Consider the following 22490-nt stretch of genomic DNA (forward strand, 5'->3'; position numbering starts at 1 on the left):
CTCAGACCCCGAACTGTGCCTTGATCTCTTGGGTGCGCTTGTGTTCCACCCAGAACGACAGGAACGGGATGGTGCCGGCGATCAGGGTGTAGACGGCCTTGCCCAAGGGCCAGCGGACCTTGATGCCGACGTCGATGGCCATGATGAGGTACACGAAGTACACCCAACCGTGAACAATCGGCACGAAGTCGAGTGCGTCGACGTCGAAGCCGTATTTGAGGACCAGTTCGGCCACGAGGAGCAGCAACCAGAGGCCGGTGACCCACGCCATCACCCGGTACCGAAGCAACGCGCCCTTGATCTTGCTCGGCGTTGCCGTGGTTGCAGGCGCGGTCTGTTCGGCCGGGGTCTCGGTCACTGATTGCTCCGTCGTGTGTTGTTCGTGTGCGGGTCGGTGTCGACCATCTCGGGGTCGGTCTGGCGCGGGTCGTTGCCCGCGAGTTCGGCGAGTATCTGGTTGTATTCGGCCAGCTGGTCGCTCTCGGGGCTGTCGTCCGGCGGGGGACTCGCCGGTGCGGGCCGAGGCGGCAGGACTCCGTCTGGAATCTCCGTCATGCCCTTGTTCGTTTGCAGCTTCAGGACTTCGACGGGGTCCGACTCGAGCACCACAAATCGCCGGTACGCGTAGACCACGAATATGGCGAAAGCCGGCCACTGGAGTGCGTACCCCAGGTTCTGGCCAGTACCCGAGCTCGATTCGAAGCGATCCCACTGCCACCACGCCAGCGCGAGACATGCCAGCGCGGCGACGATCACCAGCACGATGAGTGCTGGTCGATGCCGGTGCTTGATGGGAGCCATATCTTGACGGTACCTAAGTACTGCAACGCGCTGGTCAGCCGGTACGCTGTGCTCTGCACGCGCGAGTGGCGGAATTGGCAGACGCGCTGGATTTAGGTTCCAGTGTCTACGGACGTGGGGGTTCAAGTCCCCCCTCGCGCACCACAGATCTCTGCGGCGGCTGCCCGGAGTTTCGTACGCAAACGTCGGCGCTGTCGTGACTGAACGCAGATCCGCGGCGAGTCGGCCCGCGGCGTATGTGCTGCCGATAGACAGGGCGGCTCCTCCATGTCCGAAATCCACGTCCACAGGTGACCGCCCCGCCGGGCTTGAGACTAGCACCCATTCGAACGTATGGTCGAACAATGAAGACGGCCGGAATCGGGGGAGACGGCGGGCAACCGCGCCGTCCGGCCTTTGTGAGGGTCGGGCATATGGCAGTCACGGTCGATCTGATCACGCTGTACGCCTATCAACCCCATCACTCAGGGTCCTATCACCCCGATGGACTCCAATTCCGCAAGAAGACGACGGGAGTGCTCACCGAGTGGGGCATGACCGAATGGGGCGAATGGTTCGGCAAGGTCACCTACACCATCCCGGCCAAGGGGAGAGAGGAGAAGGTGACCCACTGGGTTCCTGGATGGGCGCTTCGGCCCGCGGAAGGGGTTGCCGGCGAACGTGATCCGTGAGCCCAGTCGTCGTCGCGGGTGGCGGGCTGGGCTGAACCCGAGGACTCTGGAGTTCAGTATGTCTGCGCGTCCGTCGTCTCTGACCTCCACGCGGCCCGTTCGCATGGTCGTCGCGGTCGCGATGATCGCTGTGCAACTGATTCTGACGGCATCTGTCGGTGCGTTTCTGTGTGGTGTGGGCAGTGCACGGGACGTGGACGGCCATACGCCGGCTGGATCTGGTGACCGCCGCGGTGTGGTCGGCGGCTTCGTCGGCAGGGCGGTGGCGACATGGCCACCTCGGCTGCCGATGTCGTTCGGCTCTACGCACGTGTGTCGAAGATGCCGGAGTCCGACCGTCAGTTGATCCTGGGCGCTTTGGCGTCGGCACCCGCGTGGCGGCCGACGGGTTCTCTCAAGACTTCGGTCTGCTCGCTCCTGGCGCGCTGAATACGCCTGTCGCCAAACAAGGGTGGATGTGTTGCTTCGAGCAGACGGCCTACCTCCACAGCGCCGGGTTCGTCGGCCCGGATCACAGATTTGTGGTGGCGCTGCTGAGCCGCCAACCCTACGAGGCGAGTTGGGCGACTTCGCGCGACGGCCTGACTGCCGTGGCGTCGGCGGTCGGGTCCGCGTTGTCTCTCTCAGACAACGACACGATGCAACTCGACCCACCGGGCAGCTCCACTGATGTGTCCCACAGCGACAACATCTTTCGGTCAGGTCGCGATAACCGCGCATTGAGCACGGCGCGTCGGCCGGGGCCGTGGTGTGACGTCGCTCGCCACCGGGAACGAAACCGCCGGCACGGATCGTTTGCCCCACAGACCAAAAAGTGCAGTCTTCGAAAGGTGTTTGTTGTGAGTCCGTTTCCGCCCCCGCCGCCATGGACAAGTGGATTCCGTGCACTCAACAGACCTGAGCCCGAACGGCAGAACGATGGCGACAAGAACGGCGGCGACAAGTGGGAGTGGCTCATTCTCGCCGCGATCTTGGCGGTTGTCGTGCTGGTCCTCATCCTGAAGTAGCTGTCGACACGCGGACCTCGGCTGTCCCAGCAATCCAACAAACTCTCCGACAAACAAACGAGCGGTTGGCACCTGTGGGTGCCAACCGCTCGCGTGGTTGTTGCTGCCTCTACTTGGTGTAGAGGCCCTCGATCTCGTCGGCGTGGGAGTCGTGGATGACGTTGCGCTTGAGCTTGAGGGTGGGCGTCAACTCGCCCGTCTCGATGGTGAAGTCGTTCTCGATGATCCGGAACTTCTTGATGGCCTCGGCCTTTGACACCTGATCGTTCGCAGTCTTGATGGCCACGTCGATGTCGGCGATCAGCGTCTTGTTGTCGACCAGATCCGAGACCGCGGTGTCGGCGGGGAGGTTGTTGCGCTCGAGCCAGCCGGGTAGCGCTTCGGGATCGAGGGTGACCAGTGCGGCGATGAAGGGCTTGTTGTCACCGACGACAAGGGCCTGACTGACCAGCGGATGCGCGCGGATCGCATCCTCCATCTGCGCGGGGGAGACGTTCTTGCCGCCGGCGGTGACGATGAGTTCCTTCTTGCGGCCGGTAATCGACAGGTAGCCGTCATCAAGTGTCCCGATGTCGCCGGTGTGGAACCAGCCATCCTTGATGGCCTCGGCCGTTGCCTGCTCGTTCTTCCAGTACCCGCCGAAGACCACGGGGCCCTTCAGCAGCACCTCGCCGTCGTCGGCAATGGCGACCGATTGTCCGTACACCGGACGGCCGACTGTTCCGATGCGTTGTGCGCCTTCGGCATTGACCGTGACGGCGGCCGTGGTCTCACTCAGGCCATAGCCCTCGTAGATGGGAATTCCGATGCCGCGGAAGAAGTGACCGAGTCGGGCGCCGAGTGCGGCTCCGCCGGACACTGCGCTTGTGCACTCGCCGCCGAGCGCAGCGCGGAGCTTGGAATAGACGAGCACGTCGAAGACCTTGTGTTTGGCCTTGAGGACCAGCCCGGCTCCGCCGTTCTCCAGCGCCTTCGAGTATTCGATGGCGGTGTCGGTGGCAGCCCCGAAGATCTTGCCCTTGCCGCCGTCTTCAGCCTTCTGTTTGGCGCTGTTGTACACCTTTTCGAAGACGCGGGGGACCGACAAGAGGTAGCTGGGCTTGAAGGCTGCGAGATCATCGAGGAGCGTCGGCCCCACGGTGGTGTGGCCGAGCTGCACGAGGTGCACGATCGAGGCGACCGAGATGATCCGGGCGAACACGTGCGCGAGCGGCAGGAACAACAGGGTTGAACTGCCTTCGGACATCAGGTCGCCGAGCGTGACACGCACACCGTGGCATTCGTGCAGGAAGTTCGCGTGCGTGAGTGCGACGCCCTTGGGCTTGCCCGTGGTTCCGGACGTGTAGACCAGAGTGGCGATGTCGCTCGACAGGGTATTGGCCAGACGCTGGTCGAGTTCGGAATCGTCGACGGATTCGCCACGGCGAACGAGTTCGTCGATGGCGCCTTCGTCGATCACCAGGATCTCTTTGAGGTCGGCACTGTCGGCGAGTACCGAGCTGTGTTGCTGCTTCTGGGCAGGCGTCTCGACCAACAGCAGGGAGGTCTCGGAGTTCTCGACGATGTACTGCACCTGCGAGGGGGCGGAGGTCTCGTAGATGGCGACCGTGGTTCCCCCGGCACGCCACACGGCGTAGTCGAGGACTGTCCACTCGTAGCGGGTGGCCGAGCAGATCGAGACCCGGTCTCCGTGCTTGATGCCGGACGCGATCAGACCCTTGGCGACCTTGTCCACCAGGTCGGCGAACTCCTTTGTGGTGATCGGAGTCCAGGAGCCGTCGTCACCGCGACGCTTGAACAGCCCCTTGGTCGGCGACTCGTCGCGGTGCCGCAACATCGAGTCAACGATGGACGCCTTTTCCGGAACGACGAAGTCGGACGGCACTGAAACTTCTTGCACAAGGGCCTCCTGCGGCAGGGGAGTGTCGGAGAGGCGGGTAACCGAGGCACTCGGAACCCGTCAACTGTGGGTTAGGTTACCTTTCGAACCTACTCGTCAGTAGGGCACCCTGACAGCCGTTCCCCTGCGTCGGGGTTTTGTCCTGCGAATAACGGATTTGAGCTGTTCACGGCTACAGTAGGTAGTAATGACAGACAGTATTGATGGGCCCCCTGTGCGTGACGCGGCCCTTTTAAGCGAAGACACCGTAACGTTCGCCGACCTCGGGATGGATCCCCGAGTGTTGCAGGCACTCACGGACGTGGGCTACGAGACCCCCTCTCCGATCCAGGCGGCAACCATCCCGCCCTTGCTCGAAGGCCGCGACGTGGTCGGTCTGGCACAGACCGGTACCGGCAAGACCGCCGCATTCGCCGTTCCGATCCTCTCGGGCATCGGCTCATCGGCGCGTAAGCCGAAGGCGCTCATCCTGGCTCCGACGCGTGAACTCGCGCTGCAGGTGGCCGAGGCGTTCGGCCGCTACTCCGCACATCTGCCAGGTGTGAAGGTGCTCCCGATCTACGGCGGTCAGAGCTACACCGTGCAGCTGTCGGGACTCCGCCGTGGCGCACAGATCATCGTCGGAACGCCGGGCCGTGTCATCGACCACCTCGACAAGGGCACCCTCGACATCTCGGAGTTGGACTACCTCGTCCTCGACGAGGCCGACGAGATGCTGAACATGGGTTTTGCCGAAGACGTCGAGCGCATCCTGCGCGATACGCCGGAATCCAAGCAGGTGGCGTTGTTCTCGGCCACCATGCCCAAGACGATCGGCCGGCTGTCGCAGAAGTACCTCAAGAACCCGGTCGAGGTCACGATGAAGGCCAAGACCGGCACCGCGTCGAACATCACGCAGCGGTATCTCCAGGTCTCGCACCAGCGCAAGCTGGACGCGTTGACCCGTGTGCTCGAGGTCGAGCAGTTCGACGCGATGATCGTGTTCGTGCGCACCAAGCAGGCCACCGAAGACCTGGCCGAGCGGCTGCGGTCGCGCGGGTTCTCGGCAGCTGCCATCAACGGCGACATCGCCCAGGCGCAGCGTGAGCGCACCATCGCGCAGCTGAAGAACGGTCAGGTCGACATCCTCGTGGCCACCGACGTGGCTGCACGCGGTCTCGACGTCGACCGGATCTCGCACGTCTTGAACTACGACATCCCGCACGACACCGAGGCGTACGTGCACCGGATCGGTCGCACCGGCCGAGCGGGTCGATCGGGTACCGCGCTGTTGTTCGTCTCACCCCGCGAGCGGCATCTGCTCCGGGCCATCGAGAAGGCGACCCGTCAGCCACTCGACGAGATCGGGTTGCCCAGCGTCGACGATGTGAACGCGCAGCGGGTCACCAAATTCGCCGAATCGATCACCCAGAATCTGAGCTCGGACAACCTCGACCTCTTCCGCAAGCTGATCGAGGACTACGCCCGCGAGAACGACGTGACGATGGCCGACATCGCCGCCGCGCTGGCTCTCGAGACGCGGGACGGCGGGTTCCTGATGTCGCCGGATCCGCCCGCCGGCGAGCGCAAGGAACGCGACCGCAAGGAGCGTTCAGAGCGGTCCGGTCGCGGCGGTGACGTGGAGTTCGCGACGTATCGGCTCGCGGTCGGCCGCCAGAACAATGTGACCCCGGGAGCGATCGTGGGCGCCATCGCCAACGAGGGCGGCTTGTCCCGCGGCGACTTCGGCCACATCAGCATCCGCAACGACCACTCGCTCGTGGAGCTGCCCCGCAACCTGGATCGCGAGACGCTGTCACGGCTTCGCGGCACGCGGATCAGCGGGGTGCCCATCGGCATCAAGAAGGACGACGGCGCACCTCGTCAGCAACGGTCTTCGTCGTCCTCCGCGCGTGGCGGCAGTGGGAAGTCGTTCAGCCGTGACCGTCGCGGATCGCAGAAGGTCGCCGGCCGCGCTCGGCCCTGATCACCGCTGATCACACGTCTGACCTGCTTGTCTCACTCGCCTACACCATGACCTGTGAGCTGCGCAAACCTCGACTGGAACATCACGTCGACGGCCAGTAATATCCGCCATCGGCATGACCTCTGCGGGAATCGTGTTCGATTCCCGGCCACCCCCTGGTAACGCCTGCGTTGCGGGCGGCGACGTACCAGAGGGACGAGAAGCAAAAGCATTAGGAAACGGTGATGAGTCCAGTAGCGATGGCTGATCCGATCTCGGCACAGGAAGCGGCCGAGCATCGTGATCGCGGCGAAGCAGTTGTAGTCGACATGCGGCCTCAGGTGGTGCGGCACCAGGGCAGTCTGCCCGGAGCTGTGGTGGTGGAGCCGAGCGAGCTCGGCATCGCATTCAGCCCCGACTCCGACAAACGAATACCTGCCATCCGCGGGCTGGACACCGAAATCGATGTGGTCTCGGTCAATTCCCAAGCTGCCCGCATCGCGCAGCAGATTGCCGCGATGGGGTACACCAACGTCCACTATGTCGACGGTGGATTCAGGGCGCTGCAGTCAGCCCTCCCGCGCTGACCGCTCGCTTTACATGCCACCGAGATCTGTCCGGGGCAAACGACGCTCAAATTGTGAAGCTCGTGGCCGCAACGGGTAGCGTTCACGTGAACAAGAGTGTCAACCTGAGGCTGAACTCGAGGACGTGATGACCGAATCGGTGCCCGGCGACGACCGGCGTGCGCGAGTGCTGCGCCTGCTGCAGTTCCTGCACGAGCTGATTCGCGCCAAATCCACGGTCATCCGTGATGTGTCGGACCATGCTGCGACGGTCTGGCTCGGAGACGACCACAACATCCCGATCATCCGTGACGCCGCCGTCGGCCAGGTGATCGTCGAACTCGCTCGCGACAACGCCCTTCAGAGCAGCGGATACGACTCGCTGGCCCAGGCCATGGACGAACTCGCAGAACGCCCCGAGTCGCTCGAACTGGTCATCGCGTCCGGATTGCTCACCGTGCAGTCGCCGGTATCGATCCGGGAGCACCTTGTCACCCAGGCCGTCGTCGCCGAACACGATCACGCCGCGGGCATCATCCGGGTGACACTCGCGGGCGAATCGCAACCCGAGTTGCACGCAGGACACATTCTCACCGGTGTCGACGGTTTTGATCTGGCCGGTTCGGCCGACCTGACCGAGCAACTCGCAACCACGCGGTCCCCGGTGGCCGATTCCATCGAGAAGTTCTTCACCAAGTGGCGTCGCGCGGTAGTCGACGACCAGGCTTCGGTCTCGGTCGACCTCGCGCCCGCGCTGGTGCTGCGCCGCCGTGGTTCAGCACCACTGCTCGACTACTACGAGGCCATGATGGCCGCCGTTCGCGACGAAAAGAACGACATCCCGATCGGCTTGGCGCAACTGGTCGAGCCTGTCGAAGCCTCCGAGCGTGTGCTGCGATTGCACGAGAGCGGCGCGATGTCGGCGGAGGAACTGGTCGAAGACGCTCTGTACCCGTTGCCGTCGAACGTCGAGCAACGAGACATCTTGGCTCAGCTGGGACTCGACAGTGGTGTTGTGGTCGAGGGCCCACCCGGCACCGGCAAGACCCACACGATCGCCAACCTGATGTCCGCGCTGCTGGCCAAAGGGCAGCGCGTGTTGGTGGTTTCGGAAAAGGCTCAAGCGCTACATGTCTTGCGGGACAAACTGCCCGCCGAATTGCAGGAACTCGCCGTATCGATCACCGACGTGACCAAAGACGGTTCGCAGTCGCTCATCGACAGCGTGGAAGCGATCGCGAACCGCAAGGGCAGTTTCCAATCCCGGGTCGCCACCAGCGAGATCAAGAACGTGCGATCCAAACGGGATCAGGCGCGGGCCAAGCGGGAGCAGATCCTTCGCGAGATCTGGCAACTGCGCGAGTCGGAGACCGAGAAGCACGAGTGGGTTGCCGCTGGTTACAGCGGGACGGCGGCCGAGATCGTCCGTCAGTGCAATGACGTTGCCGCGGACTACAATTGGCTCCCCGGGCCGTTGCACAGCGCCATCTCGCCACTGGAACCGAGTGAGTTCGAACGGCTTCTGGACCTCCTTCGCAAACGTGGCAAGAACTGGTCTGACCGACTGGCTCAGCATCTGCCCGACCTCGACGATGTGCTGCCCGACACCGTCGAGCTCGAACAAATCTGCACGCGCGTCCGTGACCGTCCGTCGGAGGAAATGGTCGGCAGCGGTTCGCTTCTGGCAATTCTCTCCGACGTCGACAGCGCCCGCCTGCTCCGGGTGAAGACTCGGTGCGACCGGCTCGGTGCCGCCGTCCGTGAGGTGCGCACCTTCCCGCCGCATCTGCAGCAGATGGCGCAACGGCTGCTCTCTGGCGAGGCGTCGTACCTGTGGAACAGGGTGACGGCGCTGTCCGAGGTGATCGACGACGCAACCGAACGCGACAAGAGGATCGGCACCCACACGGTCGAGGCGACCGGCGCGAACACCGGTGACTCGTTGGTGTTCGAGAAGGCTGCCGACTACCTCGATGCGGGCGGTCAGTGGCGCGGTCGCTTCCGGAAGGCGCCCGAGCAGAAAGCGGTCGAGGAGCTGCCGGGACAGTATCTGGTGGACGGCCGGCCTCCGACCGACGCCGCGTCGATGCGCCTGGTCGCCGATCACCTCGGTGTACTGGACGCCGTCGCACGCGTCCAGGCGATCCTGGCCGAGGTGAACGTACCGATGGACACCACCGGTACCCGGTCGGTACAGCTCGGCCGACTGGTACAGCTCGACGGTCAACTCGCCTGGGTGTCCGAATTGCTCACCGGCCGCGACCAATTGGTCCGAGAACTCAACGCGATCAGTCCCGGGGGTCCGCGACCGAAGAGCATCGACGAAGTCGAAGAGGTCGCCCGGCAGGCCGGTGCCATCGCCGCCGCCAACGACGGCACGTTGGCCCGTCGCGAACTCGACGACATCGCCCGCGCGCTCTCCACCGAGATCGAGAAGGGACCCTCGCCTGAAGGCGATGCGCTGCTGGCTGCGGTGCGTGCCGCCGACCCCGACGCCATCCTGGAAACCCGTCGCGCCTGGCACACCGCAAGTGCCGAACGGGAAAGTCAGGGCGCACTGGATCTGCTGGAGCTTCGGCTCAAGCAGAAGGCGCCGGCTCTGGTCAAGCTCCTCGAGGAGACAGCAGACGACCCGATCTGGGACGAGCGACAGGCCGAACTGGACGCCGCTTGGTCGTGGCGACGGGCCTATCAGTGGGCGCAGGACCGCAGCGACCCCCAACGGGAGACGCGACTCGAAGCCGACCTCGACGAGGTCGAGGCAGACATCACCCACTTCACCGCCCGGCTCGCCGCCGCCTGTGCCTGGCGCGAATGTCTCGAGCACATGACGGTGAGTCAGGTGCAGGCTCTACAGTCCTACCGCGACCACATCACCAACATCGGCAAGGGTTCTGGCAAGCACGCCGAGCGGTTCAGGCTCGCGGCCCGATCCGCCATGGCGCAGGCACAGACCGCAGTCCCGGCGTGGATCATGCCGATTTCCCAGGTGCTCAGTTCCGTTGCACCGGCGCAGAATTCGTTCGACGTGGTGATCGTGGACGAAGCGAGCCAGGCGGACATATCCAGTCTGTTCCTGCTGTGGCTGGCGCCGCGGGTGATCGTGGTGGGCGACGACCGCCAATGCGCGCCTGGAGGTTTCGGCGGTTCCGGGATGGACGAGGTGTTCACCAAACTCGACACCTACCTGCCGGACATCCCGCAATACATGCGGGACAGTCTCACGCCGCGGTCGAGTCTGTTCTCGATGCTCCGGACGCGATTCGGACATGTGGTCCGGCTTCGCGAACACTTCCGGTCGATGCCCGAGATCATCGAGTTCTCCAGCCGGCAGTTCTACCCCGATTCGCCACTGATCCCGGTACGTCAATTCGGTGCGGACCGTCTGGCGCCGTTGCGTACCCATTTCGTCGAAGGCGCACGCAGTTCGGGATCGAACTCGTCGCTGGTCAATGCCGACGAGGCCGGTGCATTGGTGGGACTTCTGGCCGGATGCATCGAGGACCCGCGGTACGACGGGATGTCATTCGGGGTGGTGGTGCTGCAGGGCCAACGTCAGGTGGAGCTGATCTCGCAGGCCCTCCGTGAGGCGCTGGATCCACATGTCTGGCGTGACCGCAATCTGCGGGTAGGAACGCCCCCGGACTTCCAGGGCGACGAACGGCACGTCATCTTCTTGTCGATGGTGGTCTGTCCCGACACCAACGTGAACGCGTTGACGCGCAGCGAATCCCAGCGACGGATCAACGTGGCGGCGTCACGGGCCATGGAGCAACTCTGGCTTGTGCATTCTGTGCAACCCGATGACCTCAAGACCAACGATCTCCGGTACTCGCTGTTGACCTACATGCAGAAAACCGAAGGCGCGCTGGTGGATCCGGTCCCGGCCAACGTCAGCACCACCTCTCGAACCGAGCCGTTCGATTCGCTGTTCGAGCAGCAGATCTTTGTCGAACTGGTGGATCGCGGGTACTACGTGAACCCCAAGGTGGTGGTGAACAACCGGACGATCGATCTGGTGGTCACCGGTAGCGACGCACGGCTGGCCGTGGAGTGCGACGGCGATGAGTTCACCAGCACCCCGGAGCAGGCTCGCGCAGACATGGAACGTGAACGCGAACTCCGCCGGTGCGGATGGCGTTTCTGGAGGGTTCGCGAGTCGGAGTACCTGCTCGACCCGACACATGCCCTCGACGGTCTGTGGCACGAACTCGAACGGCGAGGAGTGCAGCCCAACTCGGTCGGTCCGGACCTGGCGGGCCAGGAATCTGCGGAGCCCTGGACGCCGGTGACCTTGTCCGGCGCGGACTAGGTGTCGTCTCCGATCACGTTCAGTAGCGCGGGCAGCCCGACCGCCGCGGTGGTCTGAAGGAAATGGGTGACGTTGCGGCTCAACGGCGTTGGCTCAGGGTTGATCTCGATCACCGGTATTCCCGCGGCCAGTGCGCGTTCCGGGAGCGATGCTGCCGGATACACCAGGTTCGACGTGCCCACCACGATGAGGAGATCGCAACCGGCGCTCGCGTCCGCGGCACGCTCCCACGCGTCCTGGGGCAGGGATTCGCCGAACCAGACCACTCCGGGCCGGATAGGGGAGAGGCAATTGGAGCAGATGGGCGGTTCCACCCGAAGGGACTCGGTGGCGCTGTCGGGATCGGCGTCGGTACCGACGTAGGGCAGTCCACAATGCGAGCACCGGGGTTCGAAGAGGCTTCCATGCAGATGGGCGGTCACTTCGCTGCCGGCCCGTTCGTGTAGATCGTCGACGTTCTGGGTGACCACCATCACCGTTCTGCGCCGCGCCCACTCGGCCACCGCATGATGCCCGGGATTGGGAAGCGCACGCCGCACGAGATGAGCACGCCACTGGTACCAGGCCCACACGAGAGCTGGGTCGTCCGACCACGCTTGCGGAGTTGCCAGCGTAGTCGGGTCGAAACGCTCCCACAGGCCCGTCTCGGCGTCGCGGAACGTCGGCACATCACTCTCTGCTGACATCCCCGCGCCCGAGCACACGGTCACCCATTCAGCGCCTCGCACCAACGCCACCAAATCGCTGTCCAGGTGGAGGTCACTCATCGGCGGCGTGGTCTTTCAGCTGTGCTCGCAAGATGGCCGCAGTCCCGGGAAGATCGTTGTCCCGCCTGGTCAGGAGGCCTTTTGCCAAGGTCAACTTGTCGCCGTAATGCCTCGGCACCACATGCAGATGTGAATGGAAGACGGTCTGGAATGCGGCGCGACCATCGTTGACCAGCAAGTTCACGCCGTCGGCGGCAATCGCGGATGCTCGCTGTGCGGCTGCCACGAGCTGGCCGGCCCGGAACAGTCTGGCGCCCTGTTCGGGTTCGAGTTCCGAGAGGTTGGCGGCGTGGCGCTTGGGCACCAGCAGAGTGTGGCCGGGCCGGACCGGGCGGATGTCGAGGAACCCCAAGATGTCGGAGTCCTCGTAGACGACGTGGGCCGGGGACGTCCTGGCGACGATGGCGCAGAAGATGCACTCGTTCATGCGCCAAGCCTAGTGGGCGCGCAAGAGTCGGCAAATTTGATTGTAACAATTCAATAACGAATCGAACGGGCTGCTCAGGGCCCGGGTGAGCGCTCGTTCGGGTCATCTGAGCAGGTGTTTGACGGCAGGGCGCCACGAAGAGCGGAAGCGGCGATGTGACGGTCTGAGAGGTTACTCGTCGGTATACCCACGGGTCACATCGAAACATGAGGAAAACCTCATTTTCGTGTGCAAACATGGTCATCGTGCGCATCAGGAGACCGCGGCATCGACGCCGTGCGTCCGGGGATGAAAAGGAGTGCGTCGCAGAGTGATTCGAGAATCGGATCACCGCGACCGCCAACGGGTGGACTCCACACGTCCACGCGCCGCCACAGACATCGAGTGGCCGACGAAGACCTACCGCGGTGTCACGCCCGCCGACCGACGAACACCACAGCTACATGAGGGAGCCTCGTGACGATTCACCAGTTCCGCACCGGATCCGAAGAAAACTCAGCGTGGGCCGCACGCCCCGACGGAATCCTGATCGACCGACTGCGAGAAGGTGAGCCGTACGCGGTCAGCTTCGGGGGACAAGGTGGACCCTGGCTGCCGATACTTGCCGAATTGGTCATCGACGCAGACCTCGACCGCAGCATTGCCAACATCGTCGATGCCGCCGAGCGGCTCATCGAGCCGGTTGCCGACCGCCTCGCCGCGGTGCGGCCCGACGGCTTCCACCCACTCAGCTGGGTGCACGCACACAACGCCGAAGAATCGGTACCTGCCGACAATGCTCTCGCCGCGGCGCCGGTGTCGGTGCCGGGCATCCTGCTTGCTCAGTTGGCGGCCATCAGCGCCACTCGCAAGCAGGGGCTCGATCTCGGTGAGCTGACCCCTGTCGCGGCGATCGGACACTCGCAGGGCGTGCTGGGCACCGAGGCCATCAAGGCCGCAGCCGAGGACGGCGGTCTGGGCGACGGTGCACTACTGGCCGTAGCGCATCTCATCGGCGCGGCGGGTGCATTCATCGCCCGCCGGCGAGGTCTCACGTCCGACGCTGCCGGGAGTCCGATGCTGTCGGTCGCGCAGGTCGATCCGGCCCGCATCCAGACACTCGTCGACGACTACGCGTTGACGCTGCGCGAATCGGACCGTGAATCGGCGCCCGTGCTCTCGATCGTCAACGGACGACGCTCCGTGGTCCTCTCAGGAGCTCCCCGCCACCTGTCGGCATTCGTCAGCCAGTGCGAGACGCTCGCCGCCGCAGAAGCCGCCGAACGCAAAAAGAAGACGACCGGCGGCACCGCCTTCGCGCCGGTCTTCGATCCGCTGTCGGTATCGATCGCCTTCCACCATCCGGCGCTCGAGGCCGCCTGCGATCTCGTCGCCGACTGGGCTGCCGTGTGCGGCATCGACCCCGTGGCCGCACGACGACTCGCCGCGGCAGTGTTGGTCGACAAGGTCGACTGGGTCGACGCGCTCGACGACGTCGTCAGTGCCGGCGCCAAGTGGATCCTCGACCTGGGCCCCGGCGACGTCGCCACCCGGCTGAGCGTTCCCGTGGTCCGCGGGCAGGGCGTCGGCCTGATCTCGGTGAGCCAACGCGGGGGGCAGCGCAACCTGTTCGCGCCCGGAGGCATCCCCGATGTCCAGCGCCCGTGGAGTACTTACAGCCCCAAGATCGTCCAGCTTCCCAACGGTCGCCACGTGGTCGAGACCGCGTTCACCCGTCTCACCGGGCGATCGCCGATGCTCCTCGCCGGAATGACACCGACAACGGTCGACCCCGCGATCGTGGCCGCAGCGGCCAATGCCGGGCACTGGGCCGAACTGGCCGGTGGCGGACAGGTGACCGAGGGCATCTTCGCCGACAACGTGGCCAAGCTGACCGAACTCCTCGAGCCGGGCCGTCAGGCGCAGTTCAACACCCTCTTCCTCGACCCCTACCTGTGGAAGCTGCAGATCGGCGGCAAGCGCCTCGTGCAGAAGGCACGTGCCAATGGCGCGCCCATCGACGGTGTCATCGTCTCGGCTGGGATCCCGGAGCTCGACGAGGCCGTGGCGCTGGTGTCCGAACTCGCCGACGCTCAGATCCCGTACATCTCGTTCAAGCCCGGCACCATCGGACAGATCCGTTCGGTGATCCGCATTGCTGCCGAGGTACCGCACTACCCGGTGATCGTCCAGATCGAGGGGGGCCGCGCAGGAGGCCATCACTCCTGGGAAGATCTCGACGACCTCCTCCTGGCCACCTACGCCGAGCTGCGTGCCCGCCCCAACGTGGTCATCTGCGTCGGCGGCGGAATCGGGACAGCCGAACGGGCCAGCGAATACCTCACCGGAGTCTGGTCAGCAGCCCACGACTACCCGCTCATGCCGCTCGACGGCATCCTGATCGGCACCGCCGCCATGGCCACCAAGGAGGCGACCACGTCGCCGGCGGTCAAAGAACTCCTGGTCAACACCCCGGGCTGCGACGAATGGATCGGCGCAGGTTACGCAACAGCCGGAATGGCCTCGGGCCGAAGCCAGCTCGGCGCCGACATCCACGAGGTCGACAACGCCGCGTCGCGATGTGGTCGACTGCTTGACGAGGTGGCCGGTGATGAAGAAGCTGTGCAGGAGCGCCGCGACGAGATCATCGAGGCGCTCACCGGAACCGCGAAGCCGTACTTCGGCGATGTGGCACAGATGACCTACCGGCAATGGCTCGAGCGTTATGTCGAGCTCGCCGTGGGTGAGGCCACCGGGGCGGCGACATGGGTCGACATCACATGGCGTCAGCGCTTCATCGAGATGCTGCAGCGCGCCGAAGCCCGCCTCAACGACGCAGACCGCGGTCAGATCCCGACGTTGTTCGGCCACACGTCGGCCACCGACAATGCCGGTGCAGCGATCGATGCACTGGTCGCGGTGTATCCGGCCGCCGACACGGACGTTCTGCACCCGGCCGACCTGATCTTCTTCCTCGACCTGTGCCGTACGCCCGGCAAGCCGGTCAATTTCGTCCCGGTCATCGACAAGGACGTGCGCCGCTGGTGGCGCAGCGACTCCCTGTGGCAGGCCCACGATCCGCGATACGGCGCAGACGAGGTGTGCATCATCCCGGGGCCGGTTGCCGTCGCAGGCATCACCCGCGTCGACGAACCGGTCGGCGAGTTGCTCGACCGCTTCGAAGCCCAGGTGGTCACCGATCTCCACGGCATCGGCGTAGAGCCCTTCCCTGTCAGCGCGCGACTTCGTGCGGGTCTGGTCGACGTGGAAGGCGTGCTCGGCACCGTCGTCGAGTCGCTGAGCGTGCAGTGGTCCGGGCGCCTCGTCGCGAATCCTGTTGCTTTGCTGGGTGACCGGGACGCGTGGGAGTTCCCGTCCACCGAGCGTGGTGAGCACGAACCGACCGGGTCCGTCCTCGAGCGCACCTCCGACGGAGTCGTCCTGACCGTGCCGATCGGCAAGGCCACCGTTGCCATCCCGATGACCGTCGACGAGTCGATCCTCGACGGTGGGTCACCCAAGGTCACCATCGAAGGCGCCGCAGGAGCGATGCGCCAGATCCTGGCGGTTGCAGCCGGTGGATCCCTCGCGTCGGTGACCGATGGCGCCGCAACGCGCACCGTCACGTGGGACCCGGACCTGGTCGCCGACCACGCCGCGGTCACCGCGTACACCCTTCCCGAGCATCTGAGTGCTTCGGTCCCGCAAGGCGTCACCGGGTTCGCCAACCCCGACACGCTGGTCGGATTGTGCTGGCCCGCCGTCTTCAGTGTCATCGGATCAGCGACGACCCAGTCCGGCGAGCCTGTGGTCGAAGGCCTGCTCGATCTGGTCCACCTCGATCATGTTGCGTCCACCGTCGGCGAACTTCCGCGCGTGGCAACAGATTTGACAGTCACCGCAGCGCTGTCGGGTGTCGTCGACACCGACCTCGGCCGTGTGGTCACCGTGGTGGTCACCATTTCCGACGCCGACCGCCAGATTGCCGAGATGACTGAACGGTTCGCCGTACGCGGACGCACCGGCGACGGTGAATTGACCGATCCGAGTCGGGCCGGTGGTGCACTGAGCGCCAAGTCAGGCGAGGCGACCCGCAAGAAGATCCGCGAAGTCACCATCGCAACCCCGTCGCGGATGCACGGATTCGCCCTCGTCTCAGGCGATCACAACCCCATCCACACCGACATGTCGGCAGCGAAGATGGCCGGTCTGGGCAGCCCCATCGCTCACGGCATGTGGCTGTCCGCGGCTGCACAGCACGTCGTGACCGCCACCGACGCCAAGAACCCCATCCCGGTGCCTCGCGCACTGCTCGGCTGGACCGCCCGTTTCCTGGGCATGGTTCGCCCAGGTGACGAAGTCACGATCCGCGTCGACCGCGTCGGTATGGACGCCGGCCGCGACGTCATCGAGGTCAGCGCGAAGGTCGGCGACCTGCTCGTGATGAACGCCACCGGCCTCCTCGCGCCTGCCAAGACCGTCTACGCGTTCCCCGGGCAGGGCATCCAGAGCAAGGGCATGGGACTAGACGCACGGTCGCGGTCCAAGGCTGCCCGCAAGGTCTGGGACCGGGCGGACAAGCACACCAGGGATGCTCTCGGCTTTTCGATCCTGGCCGTGGTCCGCGACAACCCGACCACCCTCTCGGCAGGCGGCACCACCTACCACCACCCCGATGGTGTGCTGTTCCTGACGCAGTTCACCCAGGTGGCGATGGCCACACTGGGCGTCGCGCAGCTCGCCGAACTCAAGGAGTCGGGCGGTTTCGTCGAGAACGCCATCACCTGTGGTCACTCGGTGGGCGAGTACAACGCGCTCGCCGCGTGCGCCGGGGTGCTGCCGCTCGAGGCAGTTCTCGAGGTCGTGTTCCAGCGTGGCGAGGCCATGCACCACCTGGTCCCGCGAGATGCGAAGGGCCGCAGCGATTACCGCATGGCCGCGATCCGGCCGAGTCAGTTCGGACTGGCCGACGCCGATGTCATGGACTGGGTCTCGCAGGTCGGCGAACGCGCCGGTGAGTTCCTGGAGGTCGTGAACCTCAACCTGCTCGGCTCGCAATACGCGATAGCAGGCACGGTCCGAGGACTCGAGGTGCTCGAGGAGAAGATCGAAGAACTGCGTGCCAAGACGGGCGGCAAACGCTCGTTCATCCTGGTTCCCGGGATCGACGTCCCGTTCCACTCCACCGTGTTGCGTGCGGGTGTGCCCGACTTCCGGCATCGTCTGCAGGACCTGCTTCCCGAGCACATCGACCCCAACATCCTCGTGGGCCGCTACGTACCGAACCTGGTCCCGCGCATGTTCAACCTGGGCCGCGACTTCGTCCAAGAGATCGCCGACCTGGTGCCGTCCGAGCCGCTCGATGATGTGCTGGCCGACTGGGATACGTGGAGTGCCAAGCCCGGTGAGCTGACCCGCGTGCTGCTGATCGAGCTGCTCGCGTGGCAGTTCGCCAGCCCGGTGCGCTGGATCGAAACACAGGATCTGCTGTTCACCCCGGTCGAGCGTGGCGGAGCCGGAGTGGAGCGGTTCGTCGAGGTCGGCGTGAAGTCGGCTCCGACACTCAGTGGCCTCGCCGGCAACACCCTCAAGCTGGACGACTACCTTCAGTCCGCCGTTCAGGTGCTCAACATCGAGCGCGACTCCGACGTCATCCTGGCGAAGGACAGCGCACCGGATGTCGAGGAAGACGACGCACCTGCGGTCGAGGCATCAGCTGCCGCAGCGGCGCCTGCCGCCGAAACAGCGGTCGCGGCACCGGTTCCCGTTGCAGCGCCCGCGGATTCGGGTCCCCGTCCCGAGGACATCTCGTTCGGCCCGTCCGACGCGGTCGACGCTGTCATCGCGCTGTGGACGAAGATCCGCATCGATCAGATCGGCGCTGCGGACACCATCGAGGCTCTGTGTGACGGTGTGTCATCCCGGCGCAACCAGTTGCTTCTCGACATCGGCGGCGAACTGGGCCTCGGCGCCATCGACGGCGCCGCAGAGGCCGAGATGCCCGCGCTCGCTTCGACGGTGAACGCACTGGCCCGCGGCTACAAGCCGCTCGGTTCGGTGCTCACCGATGCGGTCGGTGACCAGATCCGCAAGGTGTTCGGACCGGTTGGCAAGCGTGCGTCGTACATCGAAGACCGCGTCACCTCGGTGTGGCAACTCGGCCCCGGCTGGGCGCTGCACACCAGCGTCGCGGTCGCTCTCGGTAGCCGCGACGGCGTCAGCGTCCGCGGTGGCGACTTGGGCGACCTGGTCTCGGAGGCGCCTTCGAACGCCGACGGTATCGACGCCCTGATCGATGCTGCGGTCGCGAAAGTCGGCTCCAACAAGGGCATCTCGGTGAGCAAGCCTGCCGTCGGCGGGGGCGGCGGAGGCGGAATGGTCGACGCTGCAGCTCTCGGAGAGCTCACCGAGCAGTTCACCGGGCGCACCGGCGCTCTGGCCTCGGCCGCGCAGACCATCCTGCAGAAGCTCGGCCTGGCGGACGAGCCCGAGCTCGCTGCACCTGCCGAGGACAACACCGCGGTGCTCGAACGTGTCAGCGCCGAACTGGGTTCGGATTGGCTGCGTGTGGTGGCCCCGGCATTCGACGAGCGCCGCGCGGTGCTCATCGACGACCGATGGGCCAGTGCTCGCGAGGACCTGGCACGGCTGTGGCTCGAGGACGAGCACGTCATCGACAACGAGTTCTACGACATCAGCGGCAAGTTTGTCGGCGCGGGCGAGACCGTCTGCCATCAGGCCACCTGGTGGCAGGGCAAGGCGCTCGCGAACGGACACCAGGTGCACGCCCGGGTCTACGCGCAGATCGCCCACGCGGCCGAAGATCCGCAGCCCGAGACCTACGCCGACGACATCGCCGTGGTGACCGGAGCCAGCAAGGGTTCGATCGCTGCCGCAGTGGTCGAGCAACTGCTCGCCGGCGGGGCCACCGTGGTCGCGACGACCTCGCGTCTCGACGACAATCGGCTGGCGTTCTTCAAGTCGCTCTACCGTCGCAGTGCCCGCGGAGACGCGGCGCTCTGGGTTGTCCCGGCGAACCTGTCGTCGTACACCGACGTCGACGAGCTGGTCCAGTGGATCGGTAGCGAGCAGACCGAGAACCTCGGCGGCAAGACCGGAGTGCTCAAGCCGGCGCTCAAGCCGACCCTGCTGTTCCCGTTCGCCGCACCGCGGGTCGCCGGTGACCTCACCGACGCGGGCGGCCGCGCCGAACTGGAGATGAAGGTGTTGCTCTGGTCGGTGGAGCGGCTGATCGCCGGTCTCGGCGACATCGCGGCCGACCATCATCTGGCGGCTCGGCTGCATGTGGTGCTGCCCGGCTCGCCGAACCGCGGGATGTTCGGTGGCGACGGCGCTTATGGCGAGTCCAAGGCCGCGCTCGACGCACTGGTGAAGCGCTGGGCCGCGGAGGATTCGTGGAACTCCAAGGTCACCTTGGCGCACGCGCTGATCGGATGGGTCACGGGCACCGGGCTGATGGGCCACAACGATGGACTCGTCGAGGCTGTCGAGGCCGCAGGTGTGAAGACCTGGTCGACCTACGAGATGGCCACCGAGCTGCTCACGGCGGTGACGCCCGAGAGTCGGGTCCAGGCCAGGACCGAACCGTTGCAACTCGACCTGACCGGTGGACTCGCCGACGCAACGCTCGACATGAAGGCGCTGGCACAGGCCCAGGCTGACGCGCTGGCAGCAGCTGACGACGAGGACGAGTCGGACGAGCCGACACTGGCCGCCCTGCCTGCCCCGGCGCGGGCGCCCGAGTCCACCACCCCTGCGTGGGGCAACATCGACGCGCGTCCGGAGGACCTGGTCGTGATCGTCGGTGCCGGTGAACTCGGGCCGTACGGCAGCGCACGGACCCGGTTCGAGATGGAGGTCGAAGACGAACTGTCGGCGGCCGGCGTTCTCGAATTGGCTTGGAGCACAGGCCTGATCACGTGGGAGGCCACACCGAAGCCCGGTTGGTACGACGCCGAGTCCGGCGACCCGGTGGCCGAGTCGGAAATCGCCGATCGCTACCACGACGCCGTGGTCGAACGCTGCGGCATCCGCCGGTACGCCGACGACGGCGACATGATCGACAACTCGTCACCGTTGCTGACCTCGGTGTACCTCGACAACGATCTGACCTTCTCGGTGGCGTCGGAGGGGGAGGCACGCTCATTCCTCTCGGCCGCGCCGGACAAGACCAAGATCAAGGTCGACCCGGACAGTGGCGAATGGCAGGTGACACGTCAGGCGGGTACCGAGATCCGCGTACCGCGTCGATTCAAGCTCACCCGCACCGTGGGTGGCCAGATCCCGACCGGGTTCGATCCCACCCGCTGGGGTGTGTCGGCCGACATGGCCGAGTCGATCGATCGAGTTGCGCTGTGGAACCTGATCGCCACCGTCGACGCCTTCCTCGCTTCCGGATTCGAGCCGTCGGAATTGATGCGGTGGGTGCATCCCGGCCTGGTCGCCAACACTCAGGGCACCGGCATGGGCGGCATGACGTCGATGCGGTCGCTGTACCTCGACACCTTCACCGGTGAGGCCAAGGCGAACGACATCCTGCAGGAGGCACTGCCGAATGTTGTTGCAGCGCACGTGGTCCAGTCGTACATCGGTAGCTATGGCGCGATGATCCACCCGGTGGCGGCCTGCGCCACCGCGGCGGTGTCGGTCGAAGAAGGCGTCGACAAGATCAAGTTGGGCAAGGCGTTGTTCGCGGTCGCCGGTGGGTTCGACGACCTCGGTATCGAGGGCATCGTCGGGTTCGGCGACATGTCGGCCACCGCCGAGACGGCCACGATGGAAGCCAAGGGCATCGATGCCCGCAGGTTCTCCCGCGCCAACGACCGTCGTCGCGGCGGATTCGTCGAGTCGCAGGGCGGTGGAACGATTCTGCTGGCCCGCGGTGACGTGGCCGCCGAGATGGGCCTGCCGGTTCTCGGTGTGGTCGGATGGGCACAGAGCTTCGGCGATGGCGTGCACACCTCGATTCCGGCCCCTGGCATCGGCGCCCTGGGTGCCGCTCGCGGACACCAGGATTCGGGAATCGCGCGGTCGCTGCGTCAGCTCGGTGTCAGTCCTGACGACGTGGCTCTGGTGTCCAAGCACGACACGTCCACCAAGGCCAACGACCCCAACGAGGCGAACCTTCACGAGAGGCTCGCCGAGGCGATCGGTCGTAGCGACGGTGCGCCGTTGTTCGTGGTGTCGCAGAAGTCGCTGACGGGTCACTCCAAGGGCGGCGCGGCAGCCTTCCAGCTGATCGGTCTCTGCCAGGTGTTGCGCGACGGCGTCATCCCTCCCAACCGCAGTCTCGACTGCGTCGACGAGGTGATGGCCGAGCACAAGCATCTGGTGTGGCCGACCGAACCGTTGCGATTCGGCGAGAGGTTCGCCCTCAAGGCCGGCCTCCTGACGAGCCTGGGCTTCGGGCACGTGTCCGGCCTCATCGCCGTGGTGCACCCGGAAGCCTTTGTGGCCTCGCTTGATCCGGCTGAGCGTGAGCGCTACCGCGCCGCGGCAACCGAACGTGCGCGGCTGGGCCAGCAGCGTCTGCTCGAGGCCATGTGCGGCGGCAAGCCCGCCTACCAGCGGCCCCCGAACCGCCGGTTCGACGACAGCTCCTACGAGGGCGATCAGGAAGCGGCAATGCTGCTCGACACGCAGGCTCGTCTGTCGGCGAACGGAACCTACGGCGGATGACGGTCATCGGAGTGGGGATCGACCTCGTGTCGATCCCCGGCTTCGCCGAGCAGTTGAAACAGCCCGGCACCACATTCGCAGATCGGTTCACGGTGGGGGAGCGGCGTGATGCCGCCTCTGGTACCGGGGACGAGGCGAGGCATCTCGCGGCCCGGTGGGCGGCGAAGGAAGCGGTGATCAAGGCATGGTCGGTGAGTCGTTTCGCGCGCTCGCCCCTGCTCCCGCTGATTCGGCATGGCGACATCGAGGTCGTCACCGATGCCTGGGGCCGGCCGGCCATTCGACTGGGCGGTGAGATCGGTACGCACCTGGCAGGAACGGTGGTGCACATCTCGCTGACCCATGACGGCGACATGGCGGGTGCGGTCGCGGTGATCGAAGAGGCTCCGCAGTCGCCGACTCAGTAGTTCCTGCGC

The 22490-nt window shown here is 65.6% G+C and carries 13 protein-coding genes and 1 tRNA gene; 9 read left to right on the forward strand and 5 right to left on the reverse strand.

All coding sequences use genetic code 11. From position 1 onward, the window contains the following. Nucleotide 1: 1 nt before the first annotated feature. The gene (locus CSW57_RS22225) at nucleotides 2-358 is read right to left on the reverse strand and encodes a DUF3817 domain-containing protein (RefSeq protein WP_099384826.1); all 357 of its coding nucleotides are present in this window, start codon (nucleotides 356-358) and stop codon (nucleotides 2-4) included. Further along, entirely contained in the window at nucleotides 355-801 is a 447-nt protein-coding gene (locus CSW57_RS24740; protein WP_099384827.1) for a transcriptional regulator, read from the reverse strand. Before CSW57_RS24740 ends, CSW57_RS22225 begins: the two co-directional genes overlap by 4 nt. 59 nt (nucleotides 802-860) lie before the next feature. Between CSW57_RS24740 and CSW57_RS22235 the strand changes: the two genes are divergently transcribed. From CSW57_RS22235 to CSW57_RS24555, 4 genes are all read left to right on the forward strand, one after another. Beyond that, nucleotides 861-945: transfer RNA gene (locus CSW57_RS22235), tRNA-Leu, on the forward strand. A gap of 200 nt (nucleotides 946-1145) precedes the next feature. Beyond that, the gene (locus CSW57_RS22240) at nucleotides 1146-1472 is read left to right on the forward strand and encodes a hypothetical protein (RefSeq protein WP_099384828.1); all 327 of its coding nucleotides are present in this window, start codon (nucleotides 1146-1148) and stop codon (nucleotides 1470-1472) included. Nucleotides 1473-1742: 270 nt separating this feature from the next. After that, nucleotides 1743-1901, forward strand: coding sequence for a hypothetical protein (locus tag CSW57_RS24550; RefSeq protein ID WP_189339405.1), 159 nt, complete (start codon nucleotides 1743-1745; stop codon nucleotides 1899-1901). A 410-nt stretch (nucleotides 1902-2311) separates the two neighbouring features. Continuing rightward, nucleotides 2312-2479: a hypothetical protein gene (locus tag CSW57_RS24555; protein ID WP_189339406.1), complete on the forward strand. Its 168-nt coding sequence runs from the start codon at nucleotides 2312-2314 to the stop codon at nucleotides 2477-2479. Nucleotides 2480-2588: 109 nt separating this feature from the next. Here the strand turns inward: CSW57_RS24555 and CSW57_RS22250 are convergent, their stop codons facing one another. After that, nucleotides 2589-4379, reverse strand: a complete 1791-nt coding sequence (locus CSW57_RS22250) for an AMP-dependent synthetase/ligase (protein WP_099384830.1) — start codon at nucleotides 4377-4379, stop codon at nucleotides 2589-2591. 187 nt (nucleotides 4380-4566) lie between these two features. Here CSW57_RS22250 and CSW57_RS22255 point away from each other — a divergent pair, with 187 nt between their 5' ends. The 3 genes from CSW57_RS22255 (at nucleotide 4567) to CSW57_RS22265 (ending at nucleotide 11202) form a co-directional block, all read left to right on the forward strand. Further along, nucleotides 4567-6345, forward strand: a complete 1779-nt coding sequence (locus CSW57_RS22255; RefSeq protein ID WP_099384831.1) for a DEAD/DEAH box helicase — start codon at nucleotides 4567-4569, stop codon at nucleotides 6343-6345. Nucleotides 6346-6569: 224 nt separating this feature from the next. Next, entirely contained in the window at nucleotides 6570-6911 is a 342-nt protein-coding gene (locus CSW57_RS22260; protein WP_099384832.1) for a rhodanese-like domain-containing protein, read from the forward strand. Nucleotides 6912-7038: 127 nt separating this feature from the next. Continuing rightward, nucleotides 7039-11202, forward strand: coding sequence for an AAA domain-containing protein (locus tag CSW57_RS22265; protein ID WP_099384833.1), 4164 nt, complete (start codon nucleotides 7039-7041; stop codon nucleotides 11200-11202). Here the strand turns inward: CSW57_RS22265 and CSW57_RS22270 are convergent. After that, nucleotides 11199-11969 (reverse strand): SIR2 family NAD-dependent protein deacylase, encoded by a 771-nt coding sequence (locus CSW57_RS22270; protein WP_099384834.1) that lies wholly within the window; start codon nucleotides 11967-11969, stop codon nucleotides 11199-11201. The genes CSW57_RS22265 and CSW57_RS22270 overlap by 4 nt on opposite strands. Beyond that, the gene (locus tag CSW57_RS22275; RefSeq protein WP_099384835.1) at nucleotides 11962-12396 is read right to left on the reverse strand and encodes an HIT family protein; all 435 of its coding nucleotides are present in this window, start codon (nucleotides 12394-12396) and stop codon (nucleotides 11962-11964) included. Before CSW57_RS22275 ends, CSW57_RS22270 begins: the two co-directional genes overlap by 8 nt. Before the next feature lie 456 nt (nucleotides 12397-12852). On the opposite strand from CSW57_RS22275, the gene CSW57_RS22280 reads away from it, so the two are divergent. Together CSW57_RS22280 and acpS are read left to right on the forward strand one after the other, a co-directional pair. Next, a complete protein-coding gene (locus CSW57_RS22280) occupies nucleotides 12853-22074 on the forward strand; it encodes a type I polyketide synthase (protein ID WP_099384836.1) in 9222 nt (3073 codons plus the stop codon). After that, entirely contained in the window at nucleotides 22071-22481 is a 411-nt protein-coding gene (gene acpS, locus CSW57_RS22285) for a holo-ACP synthase AcpS (protein ID WP_099384837.1), read from the forward strand. The genes CSW57_RS22280 and acpS overlap by 4 nt, the downstream gene beginning before the upstream one ends. The last annotated feature ends 9 nt before the right edge of the window (nucleotides 22482-22490 follow it).

Source organism: Williamsia muralis, assembly GCF_002735905.1.
Lineage (GTDB): Bacteria > Actinomycetota > Actinomycetes > Mycobacteriales > Mycobacteriaceae > Williamsia > Williamsia muralis_A.

Coding starts and splice junctions, on each gene's coding strand:
- CSW57_RS24740 (WP_099384827.1), bottom strand. CDS start 801: ATGGCTCCCATCAAGCACCGGCATCGACCAGCACTCATCGTGCTGGTG.
- CSW57_RS22240 (WP_099384828.1), top strand. CDS start 1,146: ATGAAGACGGCCGGAATCGGGGGAGACGGCGGGCAACCGCGCCGTCCG.
- CSW57_RS24550 (WP_189339405.1), top strand. CDS start 1,743: ATGGCCACCTCGGCTGCCGATGTCGTTCGGCTCTACGCACGTGTGTCG.
- CSW57_RS22255 (WP_099384831.1), top strand. CDS start 4,567: ATGACAGACAGTATTGATGGGCCCCCTGTGCGTGACGCGGCCCTTTTA.
- CSW57_RS22260 (WP_099384832.1), top strand. CDS start 6,570: ATGAGTCCAGTAGCGATGGCTGATCCGATCTCGGCACAGGAAGCGGCC.
- CSW57_RS22265 (WP_099384833.1), top strand. CDS start 7,039: ATGACCGAATCGGTGCCCGGCGACGACCGGCGTGCGCGAGTGCTGCGC.
- CSW57_RS22270 (WP_099384834.1), bottom strand. CDS start 11,969: ATGAGTGACCTCCACCTGGACAGCGATTTGGTGGCGTTGGTGCGAGGC.
- CSW57_RS22275 (WP_099384835.1), bottom strand. CDS start 12,396: ATGAACGAGTGCATCTTCTGCGCCATCGTCGCCAGGACGTCCCCGGCC.
- acpS (WP_099384837.1), top strand. CDS start 22,071: ATGACGGTCATCGGAGTGGGGATCGACCTCGTGTCGATCCCCGGCTTC.